A 19,279-nucleotide genomic window follows, 5' to 3' on the forward strand; every position below is an offset into this window, starting at 1 on the left:
AAGCTATACACACGACGTCCTGCTATGAGCCGGGACATCTTTTTGGGAGACGACCTGCATGAAACTTACTCGCGCAATTTACGGCCTTTTTGTTGCTGCGACCCTCTGCTTGCCTTTCACAAGCGCACATGCTGACGATCTGGAAAAAGTCCAGAAAGCCGGCAAGCTTTCGATTGCACTGTCGGGCGTTTTCCCTCCGTTCAGCTTCGTTGACGAAAGCAACAAGGTTGTTGGATTTGACGTCGAGATCGGTTCTGAAATTGCCAAGCGCCTGAAAGTGGAACCGGAAATCATTACCACTGCCTGGGATGGTATTATCGCTGGTCTGGTCACCGGCCGCTACGACACCATCATCGGTTCGATGAGCGTGACCGACGAGCGCAAGAAGGCAGTGGACTTCGTTGGTCCTTATTACCGCTCCGGTCTTGCGGCCTTTGTTCGCTCTGGTGCTGGCGTTGCCAATATCGATGAACTGAAGGGCAAGAATGTTGGCGTGACACTCGGCGAAGCCGCAGAAAAATGGGCTCGCGAACAGAACTTGTTTGAAGTGCGTACATACAAGGGGCTGCCGGAAATGCTTCTTGACCTGACGGCTGGTCGTGTCGACGCCATCATCGCTGATGACGTTCCGGTTTTCGTCGCCATTGCCAAGAACAATACGCCAGTAGAACAGGTCAAGGATGAGCGCATGCCACGTTACGACGTTGGTATTGCTGTCCGTAAGGGCAATCCCGAACTCGCTGCCGCCATGCAGAAGGCACTGGACGACATGATGGCTGATGGCACCTATGAGGCCATTTCGAAAAAGTGGATCGGCCAAGACGTTCGTTAATCCACGGTTTGACGCGCTAACGCCTGGTGTTTCGCGGGGCGGGAAATGGATTGCAGTACAAACTGCCTGAAATTTTCCGCCCAGTCATTCGATCCGTTTACAGAGATCGGGCTCCGAAATGTTCGGTTGCCAGGTCCGAGAGGCCGCAATGGACTTTCAATTAATCTGGCGGATAACGCCCTTCGTATTGGAAGCCTCGCTTCTAACCATCCAACTTACGGTCTGCTCGCTGGCGATCGGTCTTGTTGTTGCGGCTGTGGTAGTAACCGGCCGGTTTTCCAGAATAACGGCTGTCCGTTGGGCCGCCACGATTTATGTCAGCATTTTGCGCGGCACGCCGCTGTTGGTACAGCTGTTCATCGTCTTTTTCGGTGGTCCGCAGCTTGGTTTTGAACTCACCCCGTTTCTGGCGGGTGTCCTGACCATGGGCTTCAATATCGGTGCCTACATGTCAGAGGGTATCAAGGGAGCCATTATCTCCGTTGATAAGGGGCAATCCGAAGCCTCCCGCTCTCTTGGTTTTGGCCGGTTCGATACGATGCGTCTTTTCGTGCTGCCACAGGCCGCACCGCTGATGATCCGCTCGCTGGGTGTGAACACGGTCATCCTGTCCAAAAGTACCGCCCTTGTCTCGACCATCGGCGTGGTTGAACTGACCTATTCGGCGCAGCGGTTTGTGACCTCCACCTACAAGCCATTCGAGGTGTTTGCTGTTGCGGGTGCTGCTTATCTCGCCATTGTTGCAGTCATTTCGCTGACCGTACGTGGAGTGGAATATCTGTTTACCTCCAAAGGGGAGGTTCCAGCATGAGTTTCGATTTCAGCGTCGTACCGCCCTATTGGGAAATGCTTCTGATCGGCCTGCTCTGGACGGTTGTGATTACCGCCATCGCTGGCACCGTCAGCGTCATCTTAGGTATTGGCATTGCCACGACAACACTCTATGGCCCACGCATTGTTGCAGCGCCTGTGCGTGCCGTTATCTTCCTGTTTATGGGAACGCCTCTGCTTCTGCAGCTGTATTTGCTGTATTACGGCCTGTCTCAGTTGGGCGTTCTGTTGCCGGCCTTCTGGACAGGGGTTCTGGGGCTTGGCCTGCACTACGCAGCTTATAACGCAGATATTTTCCGGGCATCGCTGAAGGCGGTCGATCCGGGCCAGGCGGAAGCAGCGCGCTCCCTGGGCTTTGGTCACCTCGCCACGTTGCGGCACTTCATCATTCCGCAATCTTTCCTGACGGCACTGCCGCAGGTGGGCAATAACAGCATCATCCTGCTGAAGGATACGGCGGTGTTGTCGGTGCTGGGGATAACCGAACTTGTCCTCAACGCGCAGCGCGCCATCAGCGAAACCTATCGTCCGTTCGAATTCTATCTGACCGCAGCTGTGCTTTATTACGTCGTCAATCTGGTGATGGAATATCTGCTCCGTATCGCGGCCCGCAAAGTGGAAGCCATTCGATGAAAGCTCAAACTCCCATGATCGAACTGCGGCAGATCCGCAAATCCTACGGGCCTCATGAAGTGCTCAAAGGCATTGACCTGACGGTTGCTCGCGGCAAGATCGTTTCGATTATCGGCCCAAGTGGCTCGGGCAAAAGTACTCTTCTGCGGTCGATCAACATGCTGGAGGAAACATCTTCTGGCGAAATCTGGCTCGATGGCCAGATGGTCAATCGTCCCTTGAAGGGCCGTGCCTTCGAAAAACACATCAACCATATCCGTCAGGAAATGGGCATGGTGTTCCAGCAGTTTAACCTGTTTCCGCATCTGACTGTTCTGCAGAACATCATGATTGGCCCGATGCGGCTGAAAGGGTTGAGCAAGGTCGAGGCGAGAGATCGCGCCAACGCGTTGCTGGCAAAGGTTGGGCTGGCCGAAAAGGGCGATGCCTATCCGGCACGTCTGTCCGGTGGACAGAAGCAGCGCGTGGCAATTGCCCGTGCATTGGCAATGCAGCCAAAGGTGATGCTTTTCGATGAGGCGACGTCCGCGCTGGACCCCGAACTCGTTGAGGAAGTGAACCAGGTCATGAAACAGCTGGCGGCTGAGCACATGACCATGTTGATCGTTACCCATGAAATGCGCTTTGCAGCCGAAGTATCCGACCACGTCATGTTCATGGACGGCGGTGTGGTGGTCGAGCAGGGCGCCCCAGATCAGGTCCTAACCAACCCGGTGGAAGAGCGTACGCGCTCATTCCTCAGAAAACATCTTTCGAACTAAACGGAAAAAGCCATGACAAGCGAACAAAACTTTGCTTCCCGCGTCGGAAGCGAGATCGATGGTGCTCGCGTGCGCGAGTTTGCCTTACGGATGACCTCCTGGAGAAGCGAAACAGGCACAGTCGGTGAATCGACCTTCGCAAACCGCCTTTATGAGTTGCTTCAGGAAATCCCTTATTTTCAGCAGAACCCCAATGACCTGCGGCTTGTCGCCAGCCATGGCGATCCATTGACCCACAATGTCGTGGCGCTGGTTCGCGGAACCGGCAAGAGAACACTGGCACTTGCAGGTCACTTCGACACGGTGTCGACCGACAACTACCATGATCTCAAGGACCTCTCCTGCGAGAGCCTTGCGCTGAAAGATGCGCTGATCAAGGACCTGTCAGCCCGGGACGACCGCTCTGAACAGGAAGAACGCGCCCTTCAGGACCTGTTGAGTGGAGACTTTCTGCCCGGTCGCGGCTTGCTTGACATGAAGAGCGGTCTTGCGGTGGCGGTTGCGTGCATCGAGAAATTTGCCGCCGATGCTGATCGCAAGGGCAATCTGATGTTTGTCTCGACGCCGGACGAAGAGCGGGAAAGCCGCGGTATGCGTTCGATGCGTGATGCCTTCCCGTCACTTGTTGATGATCTTGGCATCGAAATCGAAGCGGGCGTCAATCTCGACGTGACCTCGGATCAGGGTGACGGTAGCGAAGGTCGCGCGGTTTATGCTGGCACAATCGGAAAACTGCTTCCGTTTGCTTTGGTCATCGGTTGCAGCTCGCATGCCAGCTACCCCTATGAAGGTGTCAGCGCCCAGGCAATGGGTGCAGGCATTCTCGCAAGGCTTGAAGGCAATGCCTCGCTGGCCGACAAGGATGAAAACGACGTCTCCCCACCACCGATTTGCCTTGAGGCGAAGGATCTTCGCAGCGGTTATGAGGTAACGACACCGGAGCGTTTTTGGATCGCCTTCAACTGGCTCTATCACGCCATGAGTGCTGATGAGCTTTTCGCGCGCTTTACGCAGGAAGTGATGATCGGTGCGACGGAAGCAGTCGAAAAATTCTCTGCGGCATCCGCAGAATACAGCCGCCTTGTTGGCCGTAGTGCTGGTGCAACACCTGCCAAGCCAAGGATCGTGACTTTCAAGGAATTGAAGGTAGCTGCAGGTCGTGCGTTTGGAGATGGTTTTGAGGCCGTATACCGCACAAAGGAACAGGAGCTTGCGCATATCGACAACCCGCTGGTTCTTACCCGTGAACTGACGGAATGGCTTGTGTCGATTGCCCGCGTTTCGGGCCCGGCCATCGTGATCGGCTTTGCAGGATTGCACTATCCGTCCAGCCGTCTGCGGATGTCCGATCGCAATGACCGCCTGTTGTTCCAGGCTATTGAAGAGGCACGCGCTGGTCTTGGCAATGATCCATCGAGAAGCATCGTGTGGAAACCCCACTTCCAGGGTATTTCCGACATGAGTTTCCTCGGCCTTGCGGCAAGCGGAAGCACGATTGTTTCAGAAAATACGCCGATTTCGCGTTTGATCGATTTGCCGCCAGCGAATGCCAAAAGCTTCCCGACCGTCAATCTCGGACCTTGGGGACGCGAATTCCACCAGAAGCTTGAACGCGTGCATGCTCCCTATGCATTCGAAGTTCTGCCAGGTCTGGTGATGGGCATTGCCCGCACGTTCCTGGGCGACAACAGCACAGAAGCCTGATCAGGGCGGGCCAACAATGGGTGGCGAAAGCCACCAAGCAATTGTGAGGATAGATCGAATATGACTGCCAATCAGAACCTCAATGTCGTGCCGTTTGTCAGCGTTGACCACATGATGCGCCTTGTCCTGAAGGTTGGAATGGAAACCTTCCTGACCGAACTTGCTGACGTGATCGAGGAAGATTTCCTGCGCTGGGAACAGTTCGACAAGACGCCACGCGTCGCGTCTCATTCCGACGAGGGCGTCATCGAACTGATGCCAACCAGCGATGGTACCCTCTACGGGTTCAAATATGTGAACGGCCACCCAAAAAACACCAAAGAAGGGCGCCAGACGGTCACTGCCTTCGGTGTGCTTTCCGACGTTGGCAACGGTTATCCGATGTTGCTGTCGGAGATGACCATTCTGACGGCGTTGCGCACGGCGGCGATGTCTGCGGTTGCCGCAAAACATCTTGCACGTCCGAACTCCCGCACCATGGCGATCATCGGAAATGGCGCGCAGAGTGAATTCCAGGCCTTAGCGTTCAAGGCGATCCTCGGTGTTGACCAACTGCGCCTTTATGATCTGGACCCAAGTGCGACGGAGCGTTGCGCCCGCAACCTCAGCGCCAATGGTTTCTCGATTACCAAGTGCGCGTCGCCGCAGGAAGCGGTGGAGGGCGCCGATATCGTAACAACGGTCACCGCCGACAAGCTGAATGCGACAATCCTTTCCGACAATATGGTTGGACCTGGAATTCACATCAATGCGGTGGGTGGTGATTGCCCAGGCAAAACCGAACTTCACAAGGACATCCTTTTGCGGTCGGACATATTTGTCGAATATCCGCCCCAGACCCGTATTGAAGGCGAAATTCAGCAGCTAGACGCGGATTATCCGGTCAAAGAACTGTGGGAAGTGATTGCTGGTAAAAAGCAGGGTCGTGACAACGAACGCGCCATAACCCTGTTTGACAGCGTTGGTTTTGCAATCGAGGACTTTTCAGCTCTTCGCTATGTCCGCAGCAAGCTTGAAGAAACAGGCCTGTTTGTTGACCTCGATCTTTTGGCGGACCCGGACGAGCCGCGCGATCTCTACGGCATGCTGTTGAGATGCGAGGCAAAACTGCAGGCTGCCTGAACATGTCAAGGTAAGATGCGGGCGGATTGCCCGCATCAACAGCATCAAACTGTCAGCTTTTGCCGAGGATTTGTTTGGCAATTGCAGATGCCGCCTCGACGTGAGCGCGGCAGGCTAATGCTGCCGCTTCCGGCGCATTGCGTCCGATTTCAGCAAAAATTTTGCGAATTTGCGTTGGTCCGGATACCATGCGGTTTCCAGTATTAGTCGCGGAGATCAGGCATGGTTGAGTTTCGAACCTGATGCAACACACGCATTCTCTTGACACCTCACGCGGTGTCCGGTGAATTCGGTTCCGTAACGTTGTACCTGATTTCAGCTCTCTGATTTCAGCCATTGAAGGAGACTTCCGCCATGGCCCTGTCCGAAACACTTCTTGCCAAACTGAAAGACCCCACGTTGGCCACCGACAAGGCGTTGATCAACGGTCAATGGCAGGCGAGCGGTGAGGGCGGCGCGAGTTTCGTTGTTACCAACCCGTCGACCGGTGAGGTGATTGCCACATTGCCCGACATGACCCGGGCCGATGCTGCACGCGCCATTGATGCAGCCCACAAGGCGCAAAAACTCTGGGCAAAAAAGACGGGCAAGGAGCGCGCTGCGGTGCTCCGCAAACTTTATGACCTGATGGTTGCCAATGCCGATGACCTTGCGGCGATCCTGACCATGGAAATGGGCAAGCCGCTAGCCGAGGCAAAAGGTGAAATCCTCTATGGTGCGGCCTATGTCGAGTGGTTTGGCGAGGAAGCCAAACGGGTGTATGGCGATACCATTCCCGGCCACCAACCGGACAAGCGCATTATCGTGCTGAAACAGCCGATTGGCGTGGTGGCCTCCATCACTCCATGGAATTTCCCCAATGCCATGCTGGCGCGAAAATTTGCACCTGCTGTTGCAGCGGGCTGCGCGATGGTCTCCAAGCCTGCGGCTGAGACACCGCTGTCTGCGCTTGCGCTCGCGGTGCTGGCTGAAAGGGCCGGTCTGCCGGCCGGTGTGTTCAATGTTGTCACGTCCAGAAAGTCTGCAGACATCGGTCTGGAATTCACCGAAAATGACAAGGTTCGCAAGTTGACCTTCACCGGTTCAACGGGGGTTGGCAAGATCCTGATGCGTCAAGGTGCCGAACAGATCATGAAGCTCGGCCTCGAGCTTGGCGGCAATGCACCCTTCATCGTGTTTGATGATGCAGACCTTGATGCTGCCGTTGAAGGTGCAATGATCTCGAAATATCGCAACAACGGCCAGACCTGCGTTTGCGCTAACCGCATTTACGTTCAGGCCGCGGTTTATGATGCCTTTGCCGAAAAGCTGGCTGCCAAAGTTTCTGCCATGAAGGTTGGCGACGGATTTGAAGAAGGCGTCGTTGCTGGCCCGCTGATCACCGAAAAAGCGGTCGAGAAGGTGGAGGAGCACATTGCCGATGCTCTGGAAAAAGGTGGCGCCATTGCTGTCGGTGGCAAACGTGATGCACGGGGTGGACTGTTTTTCCAGCCGACCATTCTGACTGGCGTTACATCGGCGATGAAGGTCGCGAAGGAAGAAACATTCGGGCCGGTTGCGCCGCTGTTCCGCTTCGAGACGGAAAGTGATGTGATCGACATGGCCAATGACACGGAGTTTGGCCTTGCTTCCTATTTTTATGCCAAGGATTTGTCACGGGTCTTCCGGGTTGCCGAGGCGCTGGAATATGGCATGGTCGGTATCAATACTGGCCTGATCTCGACCGAAGTCGCACCCTTCGGCGGTATCAAACAATCCGGCCAGGGCCGTGAAGGCTCGAAATACGGCATCGAGGATTATGTCGAGGTGAAATACCTCTGCCTTCAGGTGGATAGCGTTTAAGCCTCGCCGGATCAAACCGCAGCGGCACATTATGCCGCTGTTTGTTCCTGACGCGGCGATTTGTTGTCACGTCCGTCTCCCTTCGCTCACTGTAGCGTTCAAAGATCGCACTATCAGGAGTTGAGTGTGCAAAGCTGGCATCGACCAGCTTGACCAACTGTTTGAACTGCGTAAATTCAGCAAGAAATTTGACGCTGATGACGCAAAACTGATGGCTGTCATGTTTCTCAGGCCAGTGAATGAGGCGATTAAAGAGGTTATGTCAGTGGTGAGTTAAACCGCCTGTGACGGCCTCTTCAAGCACATTATCCGCCTCTGTCGCCGGGCTGTAACTGTGTGTCCTTATGCTCAGTCTGCTTAATAGACGTGTCACGAACATTATTTCATTATACGCAATAAAATATCAATTATTGGTGCAATTGTTACGGCGCTAGTTTGGCTGCAATATCCGTGCATCAGACGAACATGTGTCGCCTGAAACTGAAACACAGGTTTACGGGCGTCACTCACATGAACGAGATTTTTTCTTCCATTACCCGCCGTCGTGCGTTGCTAACTGCAGGTGCTGCTGTAGCCACTTTGGCGATTTCACCAAGACGTACATATGCAGCAGATGCTGCGCCTAACTCCACTTCGACAAAAGGAAACACTCAAATGGCTACTATCACCACCAAGGACGGCGTTGAAATCTTCTTCAAGGACTGGGGTCCAAAGGATGCGCAGCCAATCGTTTTCCATCATGGCTGGCCGCTGTCGGCGGATGACTGGGATGCCCAGATGCTGTTCTTCCTGTCGAAGGGCTATCGTGTTGTTGCCCATGACCGTCGTGGACACGGCCGTTCGGCACAGGTGGCGGACGGTCACGACATGGACCATTATGCAGCCGACGCATTTGCTGTCGTCGAAGCTCTAGATCTGAAGAACGCCGTTCATATTGGCCATTCAACCGGTGGCGGTGAAGTTGCCCGCTATGTTGCAAAACATGGTCAGCCCGCAGGTCGTGTTGCCAAGGCTGTCCTGGTGTCCGCCGTACCGCCGCTGATGCTGAAGACAGACAGCAACCCTGAGGGTCTGCCGATCGAAGTGTTTGACGGCTTCCGTTCCGCACTGGCTGCCAACCGCGCCCAGTTCTTCCGTGATGTACCGGCTGGTCCTTTCTACGGGTTCAACCGTGATGGTGCGACGGTCCAGGAAGGTGTGATCCAGAACTGGTGGCGTCAAGGCATGATGGGTGGCGCAAAGGCCCATTATGATGGCATCAAGGCTTTCTCTGAAACCGACCAGACCGAAGACCTGAAGGCAATCACCGTTCCAACGCTTGTTCTGCACGGCGAAGACGACCAGATCGTACCGATCGCAGATTCTGCCCACAAGGCGATCAAGCTCCTGACGAACGGCACGCTCAAGACCTACCCTGGTTTCTCTCACGGTATGTTGACGGTTAATGCCGATGTTCTCAATGCTGACCTGTTGGCCTTCGTAAAGGCCTGATATTACAGCTCACAATGAAGGATGGCCGCGGCACTCTTGCCGCGGCCATCTTCAATTCCATTTTGCCGTAATGTGACTTGATACGATGATGAAGTTAACTCCAGAACTTGTTGCCCTGACCGTTAGAGATGTCAGTGATGATGGCCCTGAGCCGGGCTGGACGCCACTTTCCGAAGCGGAGCTTGATCATCTCGTTGACAGGATCGAGCGAGAAGCGGGCAATGATCCTCTGTTGGTATTTGCCTACGGGTCGCTGATCTGGAATCCTGAATTTGAAGCGATCAGCCGTCAACGTGCCACCGCCTTTGGCTGGCACAGGTCATTTTCATTGAAGATTGAGCGCTGGCGGGCCAGCAGCGATCAGCCCGGCCTGATGATGGCACTTGAGCGCGGCGGTCAATGTGACGGCATTCTGTTTGAACTGTCAGCTGAGCGCCGACGTCAGGATTTGCGTGCCCTCGTAGCGCGCGAGATCCGGTACCGGGAAGTCATAGATATGGTTCGCTGGGTTGCGGTCCGTACCGAAAATGGCACCCGCAAAGCACTGACCTTTTGGGCCAGCACCAAACGGAACGGGCTGACGCAGTCTTTGCCAATTGAGCAGGCCTCGCAGTTGATTGCCAGAGCTTGTGGTCAAGGTGGTTCTTGCGCCGAATATCTGCACAACACAATTGTAGACCTCCATGCCGAAGGCATACGTGACCGCAATCTGTGGCGTCTCCAGGCGCTGGTGGCTGCGGACATTATCGCAGCCCAGACTACCTGAACCTACAGGTCACTTGATCGACATCACTCCAGCATCACCATGTGGGATGCGACCTGCTCTTCGAAAAACTTCGAGAAGGACGCGATGCGTGGCGGCAAAGCCTGATAGGGCGGATAATAGAGTGTCAGCCATAAATCCGCCGGCGCCCATCCTTGCAAAACATGCACCAGACGCCCGGTTCTGAGGTGCTCGGAGATGTGGAAACCGGGCAACATCGCGACACCCGCACCATCTGCCGCCATATCGGCCAGCACTTCACCATTGTTGGCGCTGAATGCGCGGCCGGCCGAGATTGATATGCTGGAACCGCCATCCGATAGAGCCCAGGTTTCCCGTCGGCTTTCGCCGCTATAGGCAAGGCAATCATCCGGTGTCAGCTCGCTTGGATGCTGCATATCGACAAACCGGCTTCCTGGTGCAGCGACCAGAATACGCGGCACGACACGGATTTTACGCCAGATCGTGAATTTGTCCGATGGTTGCGATGAAATACGGATTGCCAGATCAAAGTCATCGTCAACGATGTTCACCAGTCCGTCCGACAAGGAAATCTCAAAGCTCATCTTTGGATAACGTTCTCTAAAGCCTGACAGGATCGGCGGCAACACGGCCTTGCCGAACCACGTTGGAGAACTGATGCGCAAGCGGCCTTCATCGGCCTTGTGTGCATTTCGCACATCCTTGCGAGCATTTTCTAGGGCCTCGACCGCAGGCTGGATTTGCGCTGCGAAAACAGCGCCATCCGTCGTCAGTGAAACCTGCCGCGTCGTGCGCACAAACAACTGGACGCCAAGGTCGTCCTCAAGCGCGGCTATGGCGCGCGTTACCGCGGCCGGCGTCATATTCAGTTCGCGGGCCACCTGGGCAAAATTGCGCTTTTCGGCGGCCAGCAGGAATGTTTTCAGGGCTCTGTAATCGTTCATCTCTATTATTTCAAAAAACGCAATTCATTCGACAGAAATATTGCAATTCCGCGCAGTAATCAACCCGGCTAAAACTCTACTCAACGAAACGGACAACGCCAGTGCAGAAAGGCAAAGATTATGATCAAGGACATTAAGGGATTGCATCACATCACATCGATGGCATCTGATGCACAGCAGAACAACAGGTTCTTCACCGATACGCTCGGTCTGCGCCGCGTGAAGAAGACAGTCAACTTCGACGACCCAAGTGTCTACCATCTCTATTACGGTGACGAGAACGGCACACCTGGTACGGTCATGACCTACTTCCCATTCCCCAACATGATGCTCGGTCGTCCGGGTGTCGGTGAAGTCGGCGAAACACAGTTTGCTGTTCCAAAGGGCGCACTTTCCTTCTGGAAAGACCGCTTCACGGCGCAGGGTGTTGGTGGGATTGAAACCGACACGGCTTTCGGTGCCAACCGCTTGCGCTTCATTGGTCCGGATGGCGATGCTTTCGCTCTGGTCGAAACCGCAGATGACAAGCGCGCCGGCTGGGTCGGTGAGGGTGTCTCGGACGATGTTGCCATCCGCGGATTTAGCGGCGCGCGTTTCAATCTGCACGATACGGCTGCGACCGCAGAACTTCTCAGCTTCATGGGTTATGAACGCACAGAGGCTGAAGGTGACGTGACCCGGTTTGTCACTCCTGGCGGCAATGGTGCAGATACGATTGATTTGGTCTCGCTACCAAAGACACCGTTTGCCCGTCAGGGCGCCGGCTCGGTCCACCACATAGCTTTTGCAGTCGACAATCGCGAAAAGCAACTCGAAGTGCGCAAGGCGCTGATGGATACGGGTTACCAAGTCACACCGGTGATCGACAGAGACTACTTCTGGGCGATCTACTTCCGGACACCGGGCGGCATCCTGTTCGAAATCGCCACCAACGAACCCGGTTTTGACCGGGACGAAGATACTGCCCATCTCGGCGAAGCGCTGAAACTGCCAAGCCGCTATGAAAACTTCCGCGATCAGATCGAGGCTAATCTGGTTCCGATTGCGGCGTAAGACCGGGGGTTTCAACCCCATCCACTGATCAAAACATTATCCGCCTTTCGAAACGGCTGCCTGAGGCAGGCAGCCGACCGCCGAAGGTATCTCAAAACTCAACGCCGCTGGTCGGCACTCAAATTTAAACGGAGAACCACCATGTCTAAGCTCGAAGTCCTTACCCCTGCAAACAGCCAGCTCATCTTCATCGACCAGCAGCCGCAGATGGCGTTTGGTGTTCAGTCGATCGATCGCCAGACACTGAAGAACAACGTGGTTGGTCTTGCCAAGGCAGCCAAGATCTTCAACATCCCAACAACAATCACCACGGTGGAAACGGAAAGCTTCTCCGGCAACACCTTCCCTGAACTGTTGGCAGTTTACCCGGAAAATGACATTCTCGAACGCACCTCGATGAACTCCTGGGACGACCAGAATGTTCGCGATGCCTTGGCAAAGAACGCCGCTAAAGGCGCCAAGAAGATTGTCGTTTCCGGCCTGTGGACCGAAGTGTGCAACACGACCTTCGCTCTTTCCGCTCTCCATGATGTTCCAGACTATGAAATCTACATGGTTGCGGATGCGTCCGGTGGTACCTCAAGCGATGCGCACAAATACGCCATGGACCGCATGGTTCAAGCCGGTGTCATTCCAGTGACCTGGCAGCAGGTTCTGCTTGAATGGCAGCGCGATTGGGCCCGCAAGGAAACCTATGACGCTGTAACCTCGCTGGTGAAGGAACACTCCGGTGCTTACGGCATGGGTATCGACTACGCAGTCACTCACGTTCACGGCGGTGCCGAGCGCGTCAAGCACGGCAAACGTATCGGTCCTAACCCAGCCAAGTAAGGCCTGATCGAACCGCTCCGATAATCCCCTGTCGGAGCGGTTTTTCGTTCACGAGAGGAGTATATCCCATGAAAATCTATCTTCTTTCCCTCGGCGCAGGGCTGCTTGTCGGTATCGTCTACAGCCTGCTCAATGTCCGTTCACCGGCTCCGCCGGTCATTGCGCTTGTCGGCCTTCTTGGTATTCTCGTCGGCGAACAGCTCATTCCTTTCGCAAAGACCCTGATCAACAAGGAGCCTGCGGCAGTTTCCTGGATCAACCAGATCAAGCCGCACATGTTTGGTCATTTGCCCAAGGGGGATGATGACGCCAAAGTGATCGAGGCTCGCAACAACTCGACACCATCTGACGGTTGACGAAGCAGGTGCCGCTCAGGCATCCGGTGTTTCCTTTCAAACGTCAATTTTTGCATTGATCTTCATCACCATCATAAAGCCTGGAGTTACGCCCATGTATCCCGACCTGATCCTCCACCACGGGCTGATCACAACACTCGACCGTTCAAACCCGCATGCGACGGCCGTCGCGATCAAGGACGGCACATTTCTTGAGGTTGGCACGGATGCCGACATCATGGCACTGGCCGGCCCCGACACCAAAATCATCGACCTGAAGGGCAAACGGGTGCTGCCGGGCCTGATCGACAACCACACCCACGTGGTGCGCGGTGGCCTGAACTACAACATGGAACTGCGCTGGGATGGCGTGCGCTCGTTGGCCGATGCCATGGATATGCTGAAGCGCCAGGTGGCCATTACTCCGGCCCCGCAATGGGTGCGCGTGGTTGGTGGCTTTACCGAACACCAGTTTGCAGAAAAACGCCTGCCAACCATCGAAGAGATCAACGCCATTGCACCGGATACGCCGGTGTTCCTGCTGCATCTCTACGACCGCGCACTTTTGAATGGTGCAGCCCTGCGCGCTGTTGGTTATACCAGGGACACACCAAACCCGCCCGGCGGCGAGATCACCCGCGATGCCAATGGCAATCCAACCGGCATGCTGCTGGCCAAACCCAATGCCGGCATTCTGTATTCGACACTCGCCAAAGGCCCGAAACTGCCGCTCGACTATCAGCTCAATTCGACCCGTCACTTCATGCGGGAACTGAACCGGCTGGGCGTGACCGGCGTGATCGATGCGGGTGGTGGTTTCCAGAACTATCCCGATGACTATGAGGTCATCCAGCAATTGTCGGATAACAACCAGATGACAGTGCGTCTGGCCTATAACCTGTTCACGCAAAAGCCGAAGCAGGAAAAAGAGGACTTTCTCAACTGGACCAGCTCGGTCAAATATAAACAGGGTAACGACTATTTCCGCCATAATGGGGCAGGTGAGATGCTGGTCTTCTCCGCTGCCGACTTCGAAGATTTCCGCCAACCGCGTCCGGAGATGGCCCCGGAGATGGAAGGTGAACTGGAAGAAGTGGTGCGGATCCTCGCCGAGAACCGCTGGCCATGGCGTCTGCACGCTACCTATGATGAGACCATCAGCCGGGCACTGGATGTGTTCGAGAAGGTCAACAAGGACATTCCGCTCGAAGGTCTCAACTGGTTCTTCGACCACGCCGAAACCATCTCGGACCGTTCGATCGACCGGATTGCAGCGCTTGGCGGTGGTATCGCCACTCAGCATCGCATGGCCTATCAGGGCGAATACTTCGTTGAACGCTACGGTCATGGTGTTGCCGAAGCCACACCACCGATCAGGAAGATGCTCGACAAAGGTGTGAATGTCTCGGCAGGTACCGATGCCACGCGTGTTGCGTCCTATAACCCTTGGGTATCGCTGTCATGGATGGTCACCGGCAAGACGGTGGGTGGCATGCAGCTTTATCCACGCGCCAATTGCCTGGACCGTGAGACGGCGTTGCGCATGTGGACCGAGAAGGTCACATGGTTCTCCAATGAAGAGGGCAAGAAGGGCCGCATCGAGAAGGGGCAGTTTGCCGACCTGATCGTGCCGGACAAGGACTTCTTTGCCTGCGCCGAGGACGAGATTTCGTTCCTCACCTCGGAACTGACTATGGTCGGTGGCAAGATCGTTTACGGGACTGGTGACTTCAGAACGCTTGATGAGAACGATGTTCCGCCTGCGATGCCCGACTGGTCACCTGTGCGCAAGTTTGGTGGTTATGCCGCTTGGGGTGAACCGGAAGGCGCAGGCGCCCGCTCACTACGCCGTACGGCTATCTCGACCTGCGGCTGCGCCAGCGATTGCGGTGTTCATGGTCATGACCATGCCGGTGCATGGACCTCGAAACTGCCGATTGCTGATCTCAAGGGCTTCTTCGGCGCGCTTGGATGCTCTTGCTGGGCTGTATAAGCTTTTAAAACTGATCGGGTGACCTGTTGGTCGCCCGATTTCTATTATTGCATATTTGACAATTAAATCTGAATTATTGATGCAATTGTTGTTGGCGAATTTCGAGATCATTATCGCTCCATCACAGGAACACAGCGCCGCAACGCGGTGACAACAGCTGGAGCAAGCCATGAACCTTCTTACCTCCTCTTCACTCCGGCGGCAGGGACGTCTTGTCGACGTGATAACTGCTCCGGCTACACGAACGGTGGCACTGCTTGCCCTTTGTGCCGCTTATATTCAGGGACCTCTGACCAAGATTTTCGACTTCTCCGGCGCGATTGCCGAGATGGAGCATTTCGGTCTTCATCCTGCATCGGCCTTTGCAGTTGCCGTCATTATTTTTGAACTGGTGGCATCTGCCATGGTGGTGTCCGGTCGCCTTCGTTGGGCTGGCGCATTGGCGCTGTCAGGCTTCACACTTCTTGCAACAGCCATTGCCCTGCGTTTCTGGGAAATGGCGCCCGGCATGGATCGCATGATGGCGACCAATGCCTTCTTTGAACATCTCGGCCTTGCTGGCGCATTCGTGATCGTTGCGGCGCTGGATCTGACAAAAGGAGAAGGCAAATGAGCAGCACAAAATCCTCCGGCGGCAGCTTTGCCCCACTCGCGCAACCGGTTTTCGCGGTTCTCTGGGCTGCCACGGTTCTTGGCAATACCGGCAGCTTCATGCGCGATGTCGCCAGCTCCTGGCTGATGACTGATCTCTCGGCATCTCCTGCTGCTGTCGCCATGGTGCAGGCGGCAGGTACTCTGCCGATCTTTCTTCTCGCCATTCCTGCCGGTGTGCTCACCGACATTCTGGATCGCCGCAAGTTTCTAATCGCCATTCAGCTTTTGCTCGCTTCTGTCAGTCTCAGCCTGATGGTTCTGGCGCAGACCGGGATGTTGTCGGTCAGTGCTTTGATCGGTCTGACATTCCTTGGTGGTATCGGTGCCGCGTTAATGGGGCCGACATGGCAAGCCATCGTACCGGAGCTGGTAAAGCGCGAGGATGTCAAAAGCGCCGTTGCCCTCAACTCGCTCGGCATCAATATCGCTCGTTCGATTGGTCCGGCTGCCGGCGGCCTGCTTCTGGCAGGGTTTGGAGCCGGGATAACCTACGGAGCCGACGTTGCGAGTTACATATTCGTGATCGCCGCACTGGTCTGGTGGCCGCGTGCGAAGAATGCCAACGACGCCCTGCAGGAGAACTTCTTCGGCGCGTTCCGGGCTGGTCTTCGTTACACACGGGCAAGCCGTCCACTGCATATCGTTCTGGCGCGTGCTGCTATCTTCTTTGCTTTTGCCAGTGCGGTCTGGGCTTTGCTTCCGCTGGTTGCCCGTCAGTTGCTGGGTGGCGACGCAAGCTTCTACGGTATCCTGCTGGGTGCAGTTGGTGCCGGTGCGATCGGTGGTGCCTTGGTTATGCCAAAACTGCGTGACCGCTTAAGTGCCGATGGATTACTGCTCGGCGCGGCTATCATTACGGCAATTGTCATGGCTGTGCTGTCACTCGCCCCACCGAAGTTTGTCGCGATTATCGTTCTGCTGTTCCTTGGCGCTGCATGGATCACTGCCTTGACGACGCTGAACGGTGCTGCACAGTCAGTGTTGCCAAACTGGGTTCGTGGTCGTGGTCTTGCCGTTTACCTGACCGTGTTTAACGGTGCAATGACGGCGGGTAGCCTTGGATGGGGTGCGGTTGGTTCGGCTGTTGGTATTCAAGCCACCTTGTTGATTGGCGCAGCCGGATTGCTGATTGTCGGGTTGATCATGCACCGCCTGAAACTGCCTGCTGGCGATGCTGACATGGTGCCTTCGAACCACTGGCCAGAACCACTCGTTGCAGAACCTGTTGCTCATGACCGTGGCCCTGTTCTGATCCTGATCGAATACCATGTTGAAAAGCAGCACCGCCGGGCTTTCCTCAAGGCACTCGACACGCTGTCCCAGGAACGCCGCCGCGATGGTGCCTATGGCTGGGGTGTAACGGAAGACTCTGCCGATCCGGAGAAGATGGTCGAATGGTTCATGGTTGAATCCTGGGCTGAACACCTGCGCCAACATAAGCGGGTTTCCCACGCCGATGCCGACCTGCAGAGCAAGGTGCTGGCCTACCACACAGGACCGGAAAAACCCGTGGTCAGGCACTTCCTGACGATCAACCGGCCCGGCCAAGCCTGATTATGATCGATAATGGTGAGAGGGGCGCTGCGCGCCCCTCTTTCAGTAAGTGACGCTTCTGGCGCGGGGCCAAATCCCCATCTCTTTTCAAAAAAGGATTATGAAAATGGACATTGGTAGCGAGGCCGACGGCCTGACAAGTCTGATTGCGCCGATCCTCAAGCCGCTTGCACTGGGCCTGGAATTTTTCGGGGTTGGTGTGATTTTGGTTGGCGTTGCGGTTGCAACGGGCATCTATCTTCGTGACCTGACATCGGCGGCCAAACAGGATGCCTATGATCGTTACCGCGCCAATCTGGGGCGCGGTATCCTGCTGGGTCTCGAAATTCTGATCGGTGCCGACATCATTGCAACGATTATATCGCCGTTGACCTTCGAAAGTGTCGGTCTTCTTGGGCTGATCGTGCTCATTCGTACATTCCTGAGCTTTTCGCTTGAAGCCGAAATTGACGGCCATTGGCCATGGTCGCGATATTCACGGCGTGGTGCGGAAGGTCGGTGATCTCGACAAACTGCGCCCTCGCATCGTAGGGCGTATCCGTCAAAGGGTGGTTGGAACCATCCATGGTGGCAATCGTCGGTCGGCCGACGGATGGCATGTTCGATGTCGATGGTTCAAAAATGACGGCAGTGATGTTGTTCAGTGCCATGCACGGAGCCGTAGACGAGGCGGTCGCAGATCCCGCAAAAAAGGACCGCGACAGGCTTTTCAAATCAGTAAAAAATCTCTGTCTGCGTGCGGTTGTGGCAAACCGGGACTAATGCGCAACTCTATTTTTTTCTCGGTAGATATTGTTAACAGTAGAAATCATTTTCTACTTTCCGGAATGTCTGAGATATTCTAGTCAAACGCGTAAAAGCTCAGCAGAATTCACCTTTTTGTGAAGTTACCTCCGCCGATTGAAAGAGGGCGGTAATGATTTTGCTGTATCAGGATATTCAAACTCAACCTAGAGGGCGCAAATCCCTCGAAAATGAGATATGTGAATAAATCGGTGGTTGTCGTGTCCTAGGTTTGAAACCCGAGATATGATTGCCGACTGACAGGCAAAAAACGCAGATGCTGGTATCGGGGGAAAGGTTGTGACCGTCCTTAGTCGGGGAGAAAATGCTTAGGATCGTGTCCATCGATGAGCAAAGGCTGACGACAGCCGCTGACTTGCTTGCAAAAGGCTTTCCCGAAAGGGATGCAGGCTTTTGGGCTCGCGGGGTCTACCGCCTGCATGCCTATGCCCGAGACCATGATTTCGCATCGGTCGGCAGCATACTGCTTGCCAAAGACGAGCCGGTTGGCGTGTTGCTGAAAATACCCGGCTATCATATGACGACGGGCCAAAAACTTCTCAATCTTTCAAGCTGGTATGTCGACGCCAGGTATCGCTGGTTTGCGCCACGCATGCTGCAGGAAGCGATGGCGGACGACACGTTTGTTTACACGGACTTTTCTCCGTCTGAAAATGCTATCAAGCTTAACCAGCAACTGGGTTTTCGGACCTTTGCCTCCAGAAACCTGTTGTTTGCGCTGCCGTTTACTGCGCTGTTTGGCCGGAATGCTGGCACAGTTCTTCCGATTGATCAGGTTCCCGAAGGGGGGCTATCGGCGCGCCAGGTGGACGGCATCAACCTGCATATGAAACTCGGCTGTATGGCGCTGGCAATCAAGCTGCACGACACCTATCATCCGGTTATTCTCGATGTGATTTCCAAACGCAGGATACCGATGGCAAGGGTGCTTTATGCAACCAGTGCCCAGACTGTCGTTGATAATCTGCGTCCGCTTTCACGCTTCCTTCTCAAGCGCGGCGTTCCGCTCTTGAGCATGGTTACTCCAGCAGATGTTCAGGTTAGACACGCCATCAATCCGTGGCCGGCGCATGCCTACCAGATAAAAGGCGTGTGGCAGGACGACGTTATTAACGAGATGTTTTCGGAGCGCGTGTTTCTCAACGCCTGA

20 protein-coding genes are annotated in these 19,279 nt (G+C 55.2%); 18 read left to right on the forward strand and 2 right to left on the reverse strand.

What is annotated here, in order from left to right; translation table 11 throughout:
• Window positions 1–58: 58 nt before the first annotated feature.
• The 6 genes from ACZ5FM_RS18990 (at window position 59) to ACZ5FM_RS19015 (ending at window position 5,883) form a co-directional block, all read left to right on the forward strand.
• Window positions 59–832, forward strand: coding sequence for a transporter substrate-binding domain-containing protein (locus ACZ5FM_RS18990; RefSeq protein WP_464040926.1), 774 nt, complete (start codon window positions 59–61; stop codon window positions 830–832).
• Between the two features lie 148 nt (window positions 833–980).
• The gene (locus tag ACZ5FM_RS18995; protein ID WP_192489786.1) at window positions 981–1,643 is read left to right on the forward strand and encodes an amino acid ABC transporter permease; all 663 of its coding nucleotides are present in this window, start codon (window positions 981–983) and stop codon (window positions 1,641–1,643) included.
• Complete coding sequence (locus ACZ5FM_RS19000) at window positions 1,640–2,296, forward strand: amino acid ABC transporter permease (protein WP_275643264.1); 657 nt, start codon at window positions 1,640–1,642, stop codon at window positions 2,294–2,296. The genes ACZ5FM_RS18995 and ACZ5FM_RS19000 overlap by 4 nt, the downstream gene beginning before the upstream one ends.
• The gene (locus tag ACZ5FM_RS19005; protein WP_312949830.1) at window positions 2,293–3,057 is read left to right on the forward strand and encodes an amino acid ABC transporter ATP-binding protein; all 765 of its coding nucleotides are present in this window, start codon (window positions 2,293–2,295) and stop codon (window positions 3,055–3,057) included. Before ACZ5FM_RS19000 ends, ACZ5FM_RS19005 begins: the two co-directional genes overlap by 4 nt.
• Window positions 3,058–3,069: 12 nt before the next feature.
• Window positions 3,070–4,761 (forward strand): M20/M25/M40 family metallo-hydrolase, encoded by a 1,692-nt coding sequence (locus ACZ5FM_RS19010; RefSeq protein ID WP_464040927.1) that lies wholly within the window; start codon window positions 3,070–3,072, stop codon window positions 4,759–4,761.
• Between the two features lie 60 nt (window positions 4,762–4,821).
• On the forward strand, window positions 4,822–5,883 hold the full coding sequence (locus tag ACZ5FM_RS19015; protein WP_464040928.1) for an ornithine cyclodeaminase: 1,062 nt from the start codon (window positions 4,822–4,824) through the stop codon (window positions 5,881–5,883).
• Window positions 5,884–5,935: 52 nt separating this feature from the next.
• Here the strand turns inward: ACZ5FM_RS19015 and ACZ5FM_RS19020 are convergent, their stop codons facing one another.
• On the reverse strand, window positions 5,936–6,073 hold the full coding sequence (locus ACZ5FM_RS19020) for a hypothetical protein (protein WP_464040929.1): 138 nt from the start codon (window positions 6,071–6,073) through the stop codon (window positions 5,936–5,938).
• A 164-nt stretch (window positions 6,074–6,237) separates the two neighbouring features.
• Between ACZ5FM_RS19020 and ACZ5FM_RS19025 the strand changes: the two genes are divergently transcribed.
• The 3 genes from ACZ5FM_RS19025 to ACZ5FM_RS19035 all read left to right on the forward strand — a co-directional run bounded on the left by ACZ5FM_RS19025 (window position 6,238) and on the right by ACZ5FM_RS19035 (window position 9,982).
• On the forward strand, window positions 6,238–7,725 hold the full coding sequence (locus ACZ5FM_RS19025) for an NAD-dependent succinate-semialdehyde dehydrogenase (RefSeq protein ID WP_464040930.1): 1,488 nt from the start codon (window positions 6,238–6,240) through the stop codon (window positions 7,723–7,725).
• 654 nt (window positions 7,726–8,379) lie between these two features.
• Window positions 8,380–9,216 carry an alpha/beta fold hydrolase gene (locus tag ACZ5FM_RS19030; protein WP_464040931.1) on the forward strand — a complete coding sequence of 279 codons (837 nt, stop codon included), beginning with the start codon at window positions 8,380–8,382 and terminating at the stop codon, window positions 9,214–9,216.
• A gap of 88 nt (window positions 9,217–9,304) precedes the next feature.
• Window positions 9,305–9,982 (forward strand): gamma-glutamylcyclotransferase, encoded by a 678-nt coding sequence (locus tag ACZ5FM_RS19035; protein WP_464041054.1) that lies wholly within the window; start codon window positions 9,305–9,307, stop codon window positions 9,980–9,982.
• Between the two features lie 23 nt (window positions 9,983–10,005).
• Here the strand turns inward: ACZ5FM_RS19035 and ACZ5FM_RS19040 are convergent, their stop codons facing one another.
• Window positions 10,006–10,905, reverse strand: coding sequence for a LysR family transcriptional regulator (locus ACZ5FM_RS19040; RefSeq protein ID WP_250984469.1), 900 nt, complete (start codon window positions 10,903–10,905; stop codon window positions 10,006–10,008).
• A 120-nt stretch (window positions 10,906–11,025) separates the two neighbouring features.
• Between ACZ5FM_RS19040 and ACZ5FM_RS19045 the strand changes: the two genes are divergently transcribed.
• The 9 genes from ACZ5FM_RS19045 (at window position 11,026) to ACZ5FM_RS19085 (ending at window position 19,279) form a co-directional block, all read left to right on the forward strand.
• Entirely contained in the window at window positions 11,026–11,958 is a 933-nt protein-coding gene (locus tag ACZ5FM_RS19045; protein WP_464040933.1) for a ring-cleaving dioxygenase, read from the forward strand.
• Between the two features lie 141 nt (window positions 11,959–12,099).
• Window positions 12,100–12,789 carry a hydrolase gene (locus tag ACZ5FM_RS19050; protein WP_192489776.1) on the forward strand — a complete coding sequence of 230 codons (690 nt, stop codon included), beginning with the start codon at window positions 12,100–12,102 and terminating at the stop codon, window positions 12,787–12,789.
• Between the two features lie 68 nt (window positions 12,790–12,857).
• Entirely contained in the window at window positions 12,858–13,145 is a 288-nt protein-coding gene (locus ACZ5FM_RS19055; protein WP_464040934.1) for a XapX domain-containing protein, read from the forward strand.
• Window positions 13,146–13,239: 94 nt separating this feature from the next.
• Window positions 13,240–15,117 carry an amidohydrolase gene (locus tag ACZ5FM_RS19060; protein WP_464040935.1) on the forward strand — a complete coding sequence of 626 codons (1,878 nt, stop codon included), beginning with the start codon at window positions 13,240–13,242 and terminating at the stop codon, window positions 15,115–15,117.
• A gap of 169 nt (window positions 15,118–15,286) precedes the next feature.
• Window positions 15,287–15,730, forward strand: a complete 444-nt coding sequence (locus ACZ5FM_RS19065) for a DoxX family protein (protein WP_250984472.1) — start codon at window positions 15,287–15,289, stop codon at window positions 15,728–15,730.
• Window positions 15,727–17,325: an MFS transporter gene (locus ACZ5FM_RS19070; protein ID WP_250984473.1), complete on the forward strand. Its 1,599-nt coding sequence runs from the start codon at window positions 15,727–15,729 to the stop codon at window positions 17,323–17,325. The genes ACZ5FM_RS19065 and ACZ5FM_RS19070 overlap by 4 nt, the downstream gene beginning before the upstream one ends.
• 106 nt (window positions 17,326–17,431) lie before the next feature.
• Window positions 17,432–17,827 carry a DUF1622 domain-containing protein gene (locus tag ACZ5FM_RS19075; RefSeq protein WP_464040936.1) on the forward strand — a complete coding sequence of 132 codons (396 nt, stop codon included), beginning with the start codon at window positions 17,432–17,434 and terminating at the stop codon, window positions 17,825–17,827.
• Window positions 17,828–17,889: 62 nt separating this feature from the next.
• Entirely contained in the window at window positions 17,890–18,087 is a 198-nt protein-coding gene (locus ACZ5FM_RS19080) for a hypothetical protein (protein WP_250984474.1), read from the forward strand.
• A 346-nt stretch (window positions 18,088–18,433) separates the two neighbouring features.
• The gene (locus ACZ5FM_RS19085; protein WP_464040937.1) at window positions 18,434–19,279 is read left to right on the forward strand and encodes a calponin homology domain-containing protein; all 846 of its coding nucleotides are present in this window, start codon (window positions 18,434–18,436) and stop codon (window positions 19,277–19,279) included.

The sequence above is a fragment of the Agrobacterium sp. 5Ca50 genome (assembly GCF_055381905.1).

Excerpts from the sequence above, each read along its gene's own strand:
- ACZ5FM_RS19075 (WP_464040936.1), top strand. The coding sequence starts at position 17,432 with ATGGACATTGGTAGCGAGGCCGACGGCCTGACAAGTCTGATTGCGCCG.
- ACZ5FM_RS19015 (WP_464040928.1), top strand. The coding sequence starts at position 4,822 with ATGACTGCCAATCAGAACCTCAATGTCGTGCCGTTTGTCAGCGTTGAC.
- ACZ5FM_RS19040 (WP_250984469.1), bottom strand. The coding sequence starts at position 10,905 with ATGAACGATTACAGAGCCCTGAAAACATTCCTGCTGGCCGCCGAAAAG.
- ACZ5FM_RS19010 (WP_464040927.1), top strand. The coding sequence starts at position 3,070 with ATGACAAGCGAACAAAACTTTGCTTCCCGCGTCGGAAGCGAGATCGAT.
- ACZ5FM_RS19030 (WP_464040931.1), top strand. The coding sequence starts at position 8,380 with ATGGCTACTATCACCACCAAGGACGGCGTTGAAATCTTCTTCAAGGAC.
- ACZ5FM_RS19025 (WP_464040930.1), top strand. The coding sequence starts at position 6,238 with ATGGCCCTGTCCGAAACACTTCTTGCCAAACTGAAAGACCCCACGTTG.
- ACZ5FM_RS19070 (WP_250984473.1), top strand. The coding sequence starts at position 15,727 with ATGAGCAGCACAAAATCCTCCGGCGGCAGCTTTGCCCCACTCGCGCAA.
- ACZ5FM_RS19060 (WP_464040935.1), top strand. The coding sequence starts at position 13,240 with ATGTATCCCGACCTGATCCTCCACCACGGGCTGATCACAACACTCGAC.
- ACZ5FM_RS19080 (WP_250984474.1), top strand. The coding sequence starts at position 17,890 with ATGGTGGCAATCGTCGGTCGGCCGACGGATGGCATGTTCGATGTCGAT.
- ACZ5FM_RS19035 (WP_464041054.1), top strand. The coding sequence starts at position 9,305 with ATGAAGTTAACTCCAGAACTTGTTGCCCTGACCGTTAGAGATGTCAGT.
- ACZ5FM_RS19065 (WP_250984472.1), top strand. The coding sequence starts at position 15,287 with ATGAACCTTCTTACCTCCTCTTCACTCCGGCGGCAGGGACGTCTTGTC.
- ACZ5FM_RS19005 (WP_312949830.1), top strand. The coding sequence starts at position 2,293 with ATGAAAGCTCAAACTCCCATGATCGAACTGCGGCAGATCCGCAAATCC.
- ACZ5FM_RS19050 (WP_192489776.1), top strand. The coding sequence starts at position 12,100 with ATGTCTAAGCTCGAAGTCCTTACCCCTGCAAACAGCCAGCTCATCTTC.
- ACZ5FM_RS19045 (WP_464040933.1), top strand. The coding sequence starts at position 11,026 with ATGATCAAGGACATTAAGGGATTGCATCACATCACATCGATGGCATCT.
- ACZ5FM_RS19020 (WP_464040929.1), bottom strand. The coding sequence starts at position 6,073 with ATGGTATCCGGACCAACGCAAATTCGCAAAATTTTTGCTGAAATCGGA.
- ACZ5FM_RS18990 (WP_464040926.1), top strand. The coding sequence starts at position 59 with ATGAAACTTACTCGCGCAATTTACGGCCTTTTTGTTGCTGCGACCCTC.
- ACZ5FM_RS19000 (WP_275643264.1), top strand. The coding sequence starts at position 1,640 with ATGAGTTTCGATTTCAGCGTCGTACCGCCCTATTGGGAAATGCTTCTG.
- ACZ5FM_RS19085 (WP_464040937.1), top strand. The coding sequence starts at position 18,434 with ATGCTTAGGATCGTGTCCATCGATGAGCAAAGGCTGACGACAGCCGCT.
- ACZ5FM_RS18995 (WP_192489786.1), top strand. The coding sequence starts at position 981 with ATGGACTTTCAATTAATCTGGCGGATAACGCCCTTCGTATTGGAAGCC.
- ACZ5FM_RS19055 (WP_464040934.1), top strand. The coding sequence starts at position 12,858 with ATGAAAATCTATCTTCTTTCCCTCGGCGCAGGGCTGCTTGTCGGTATC.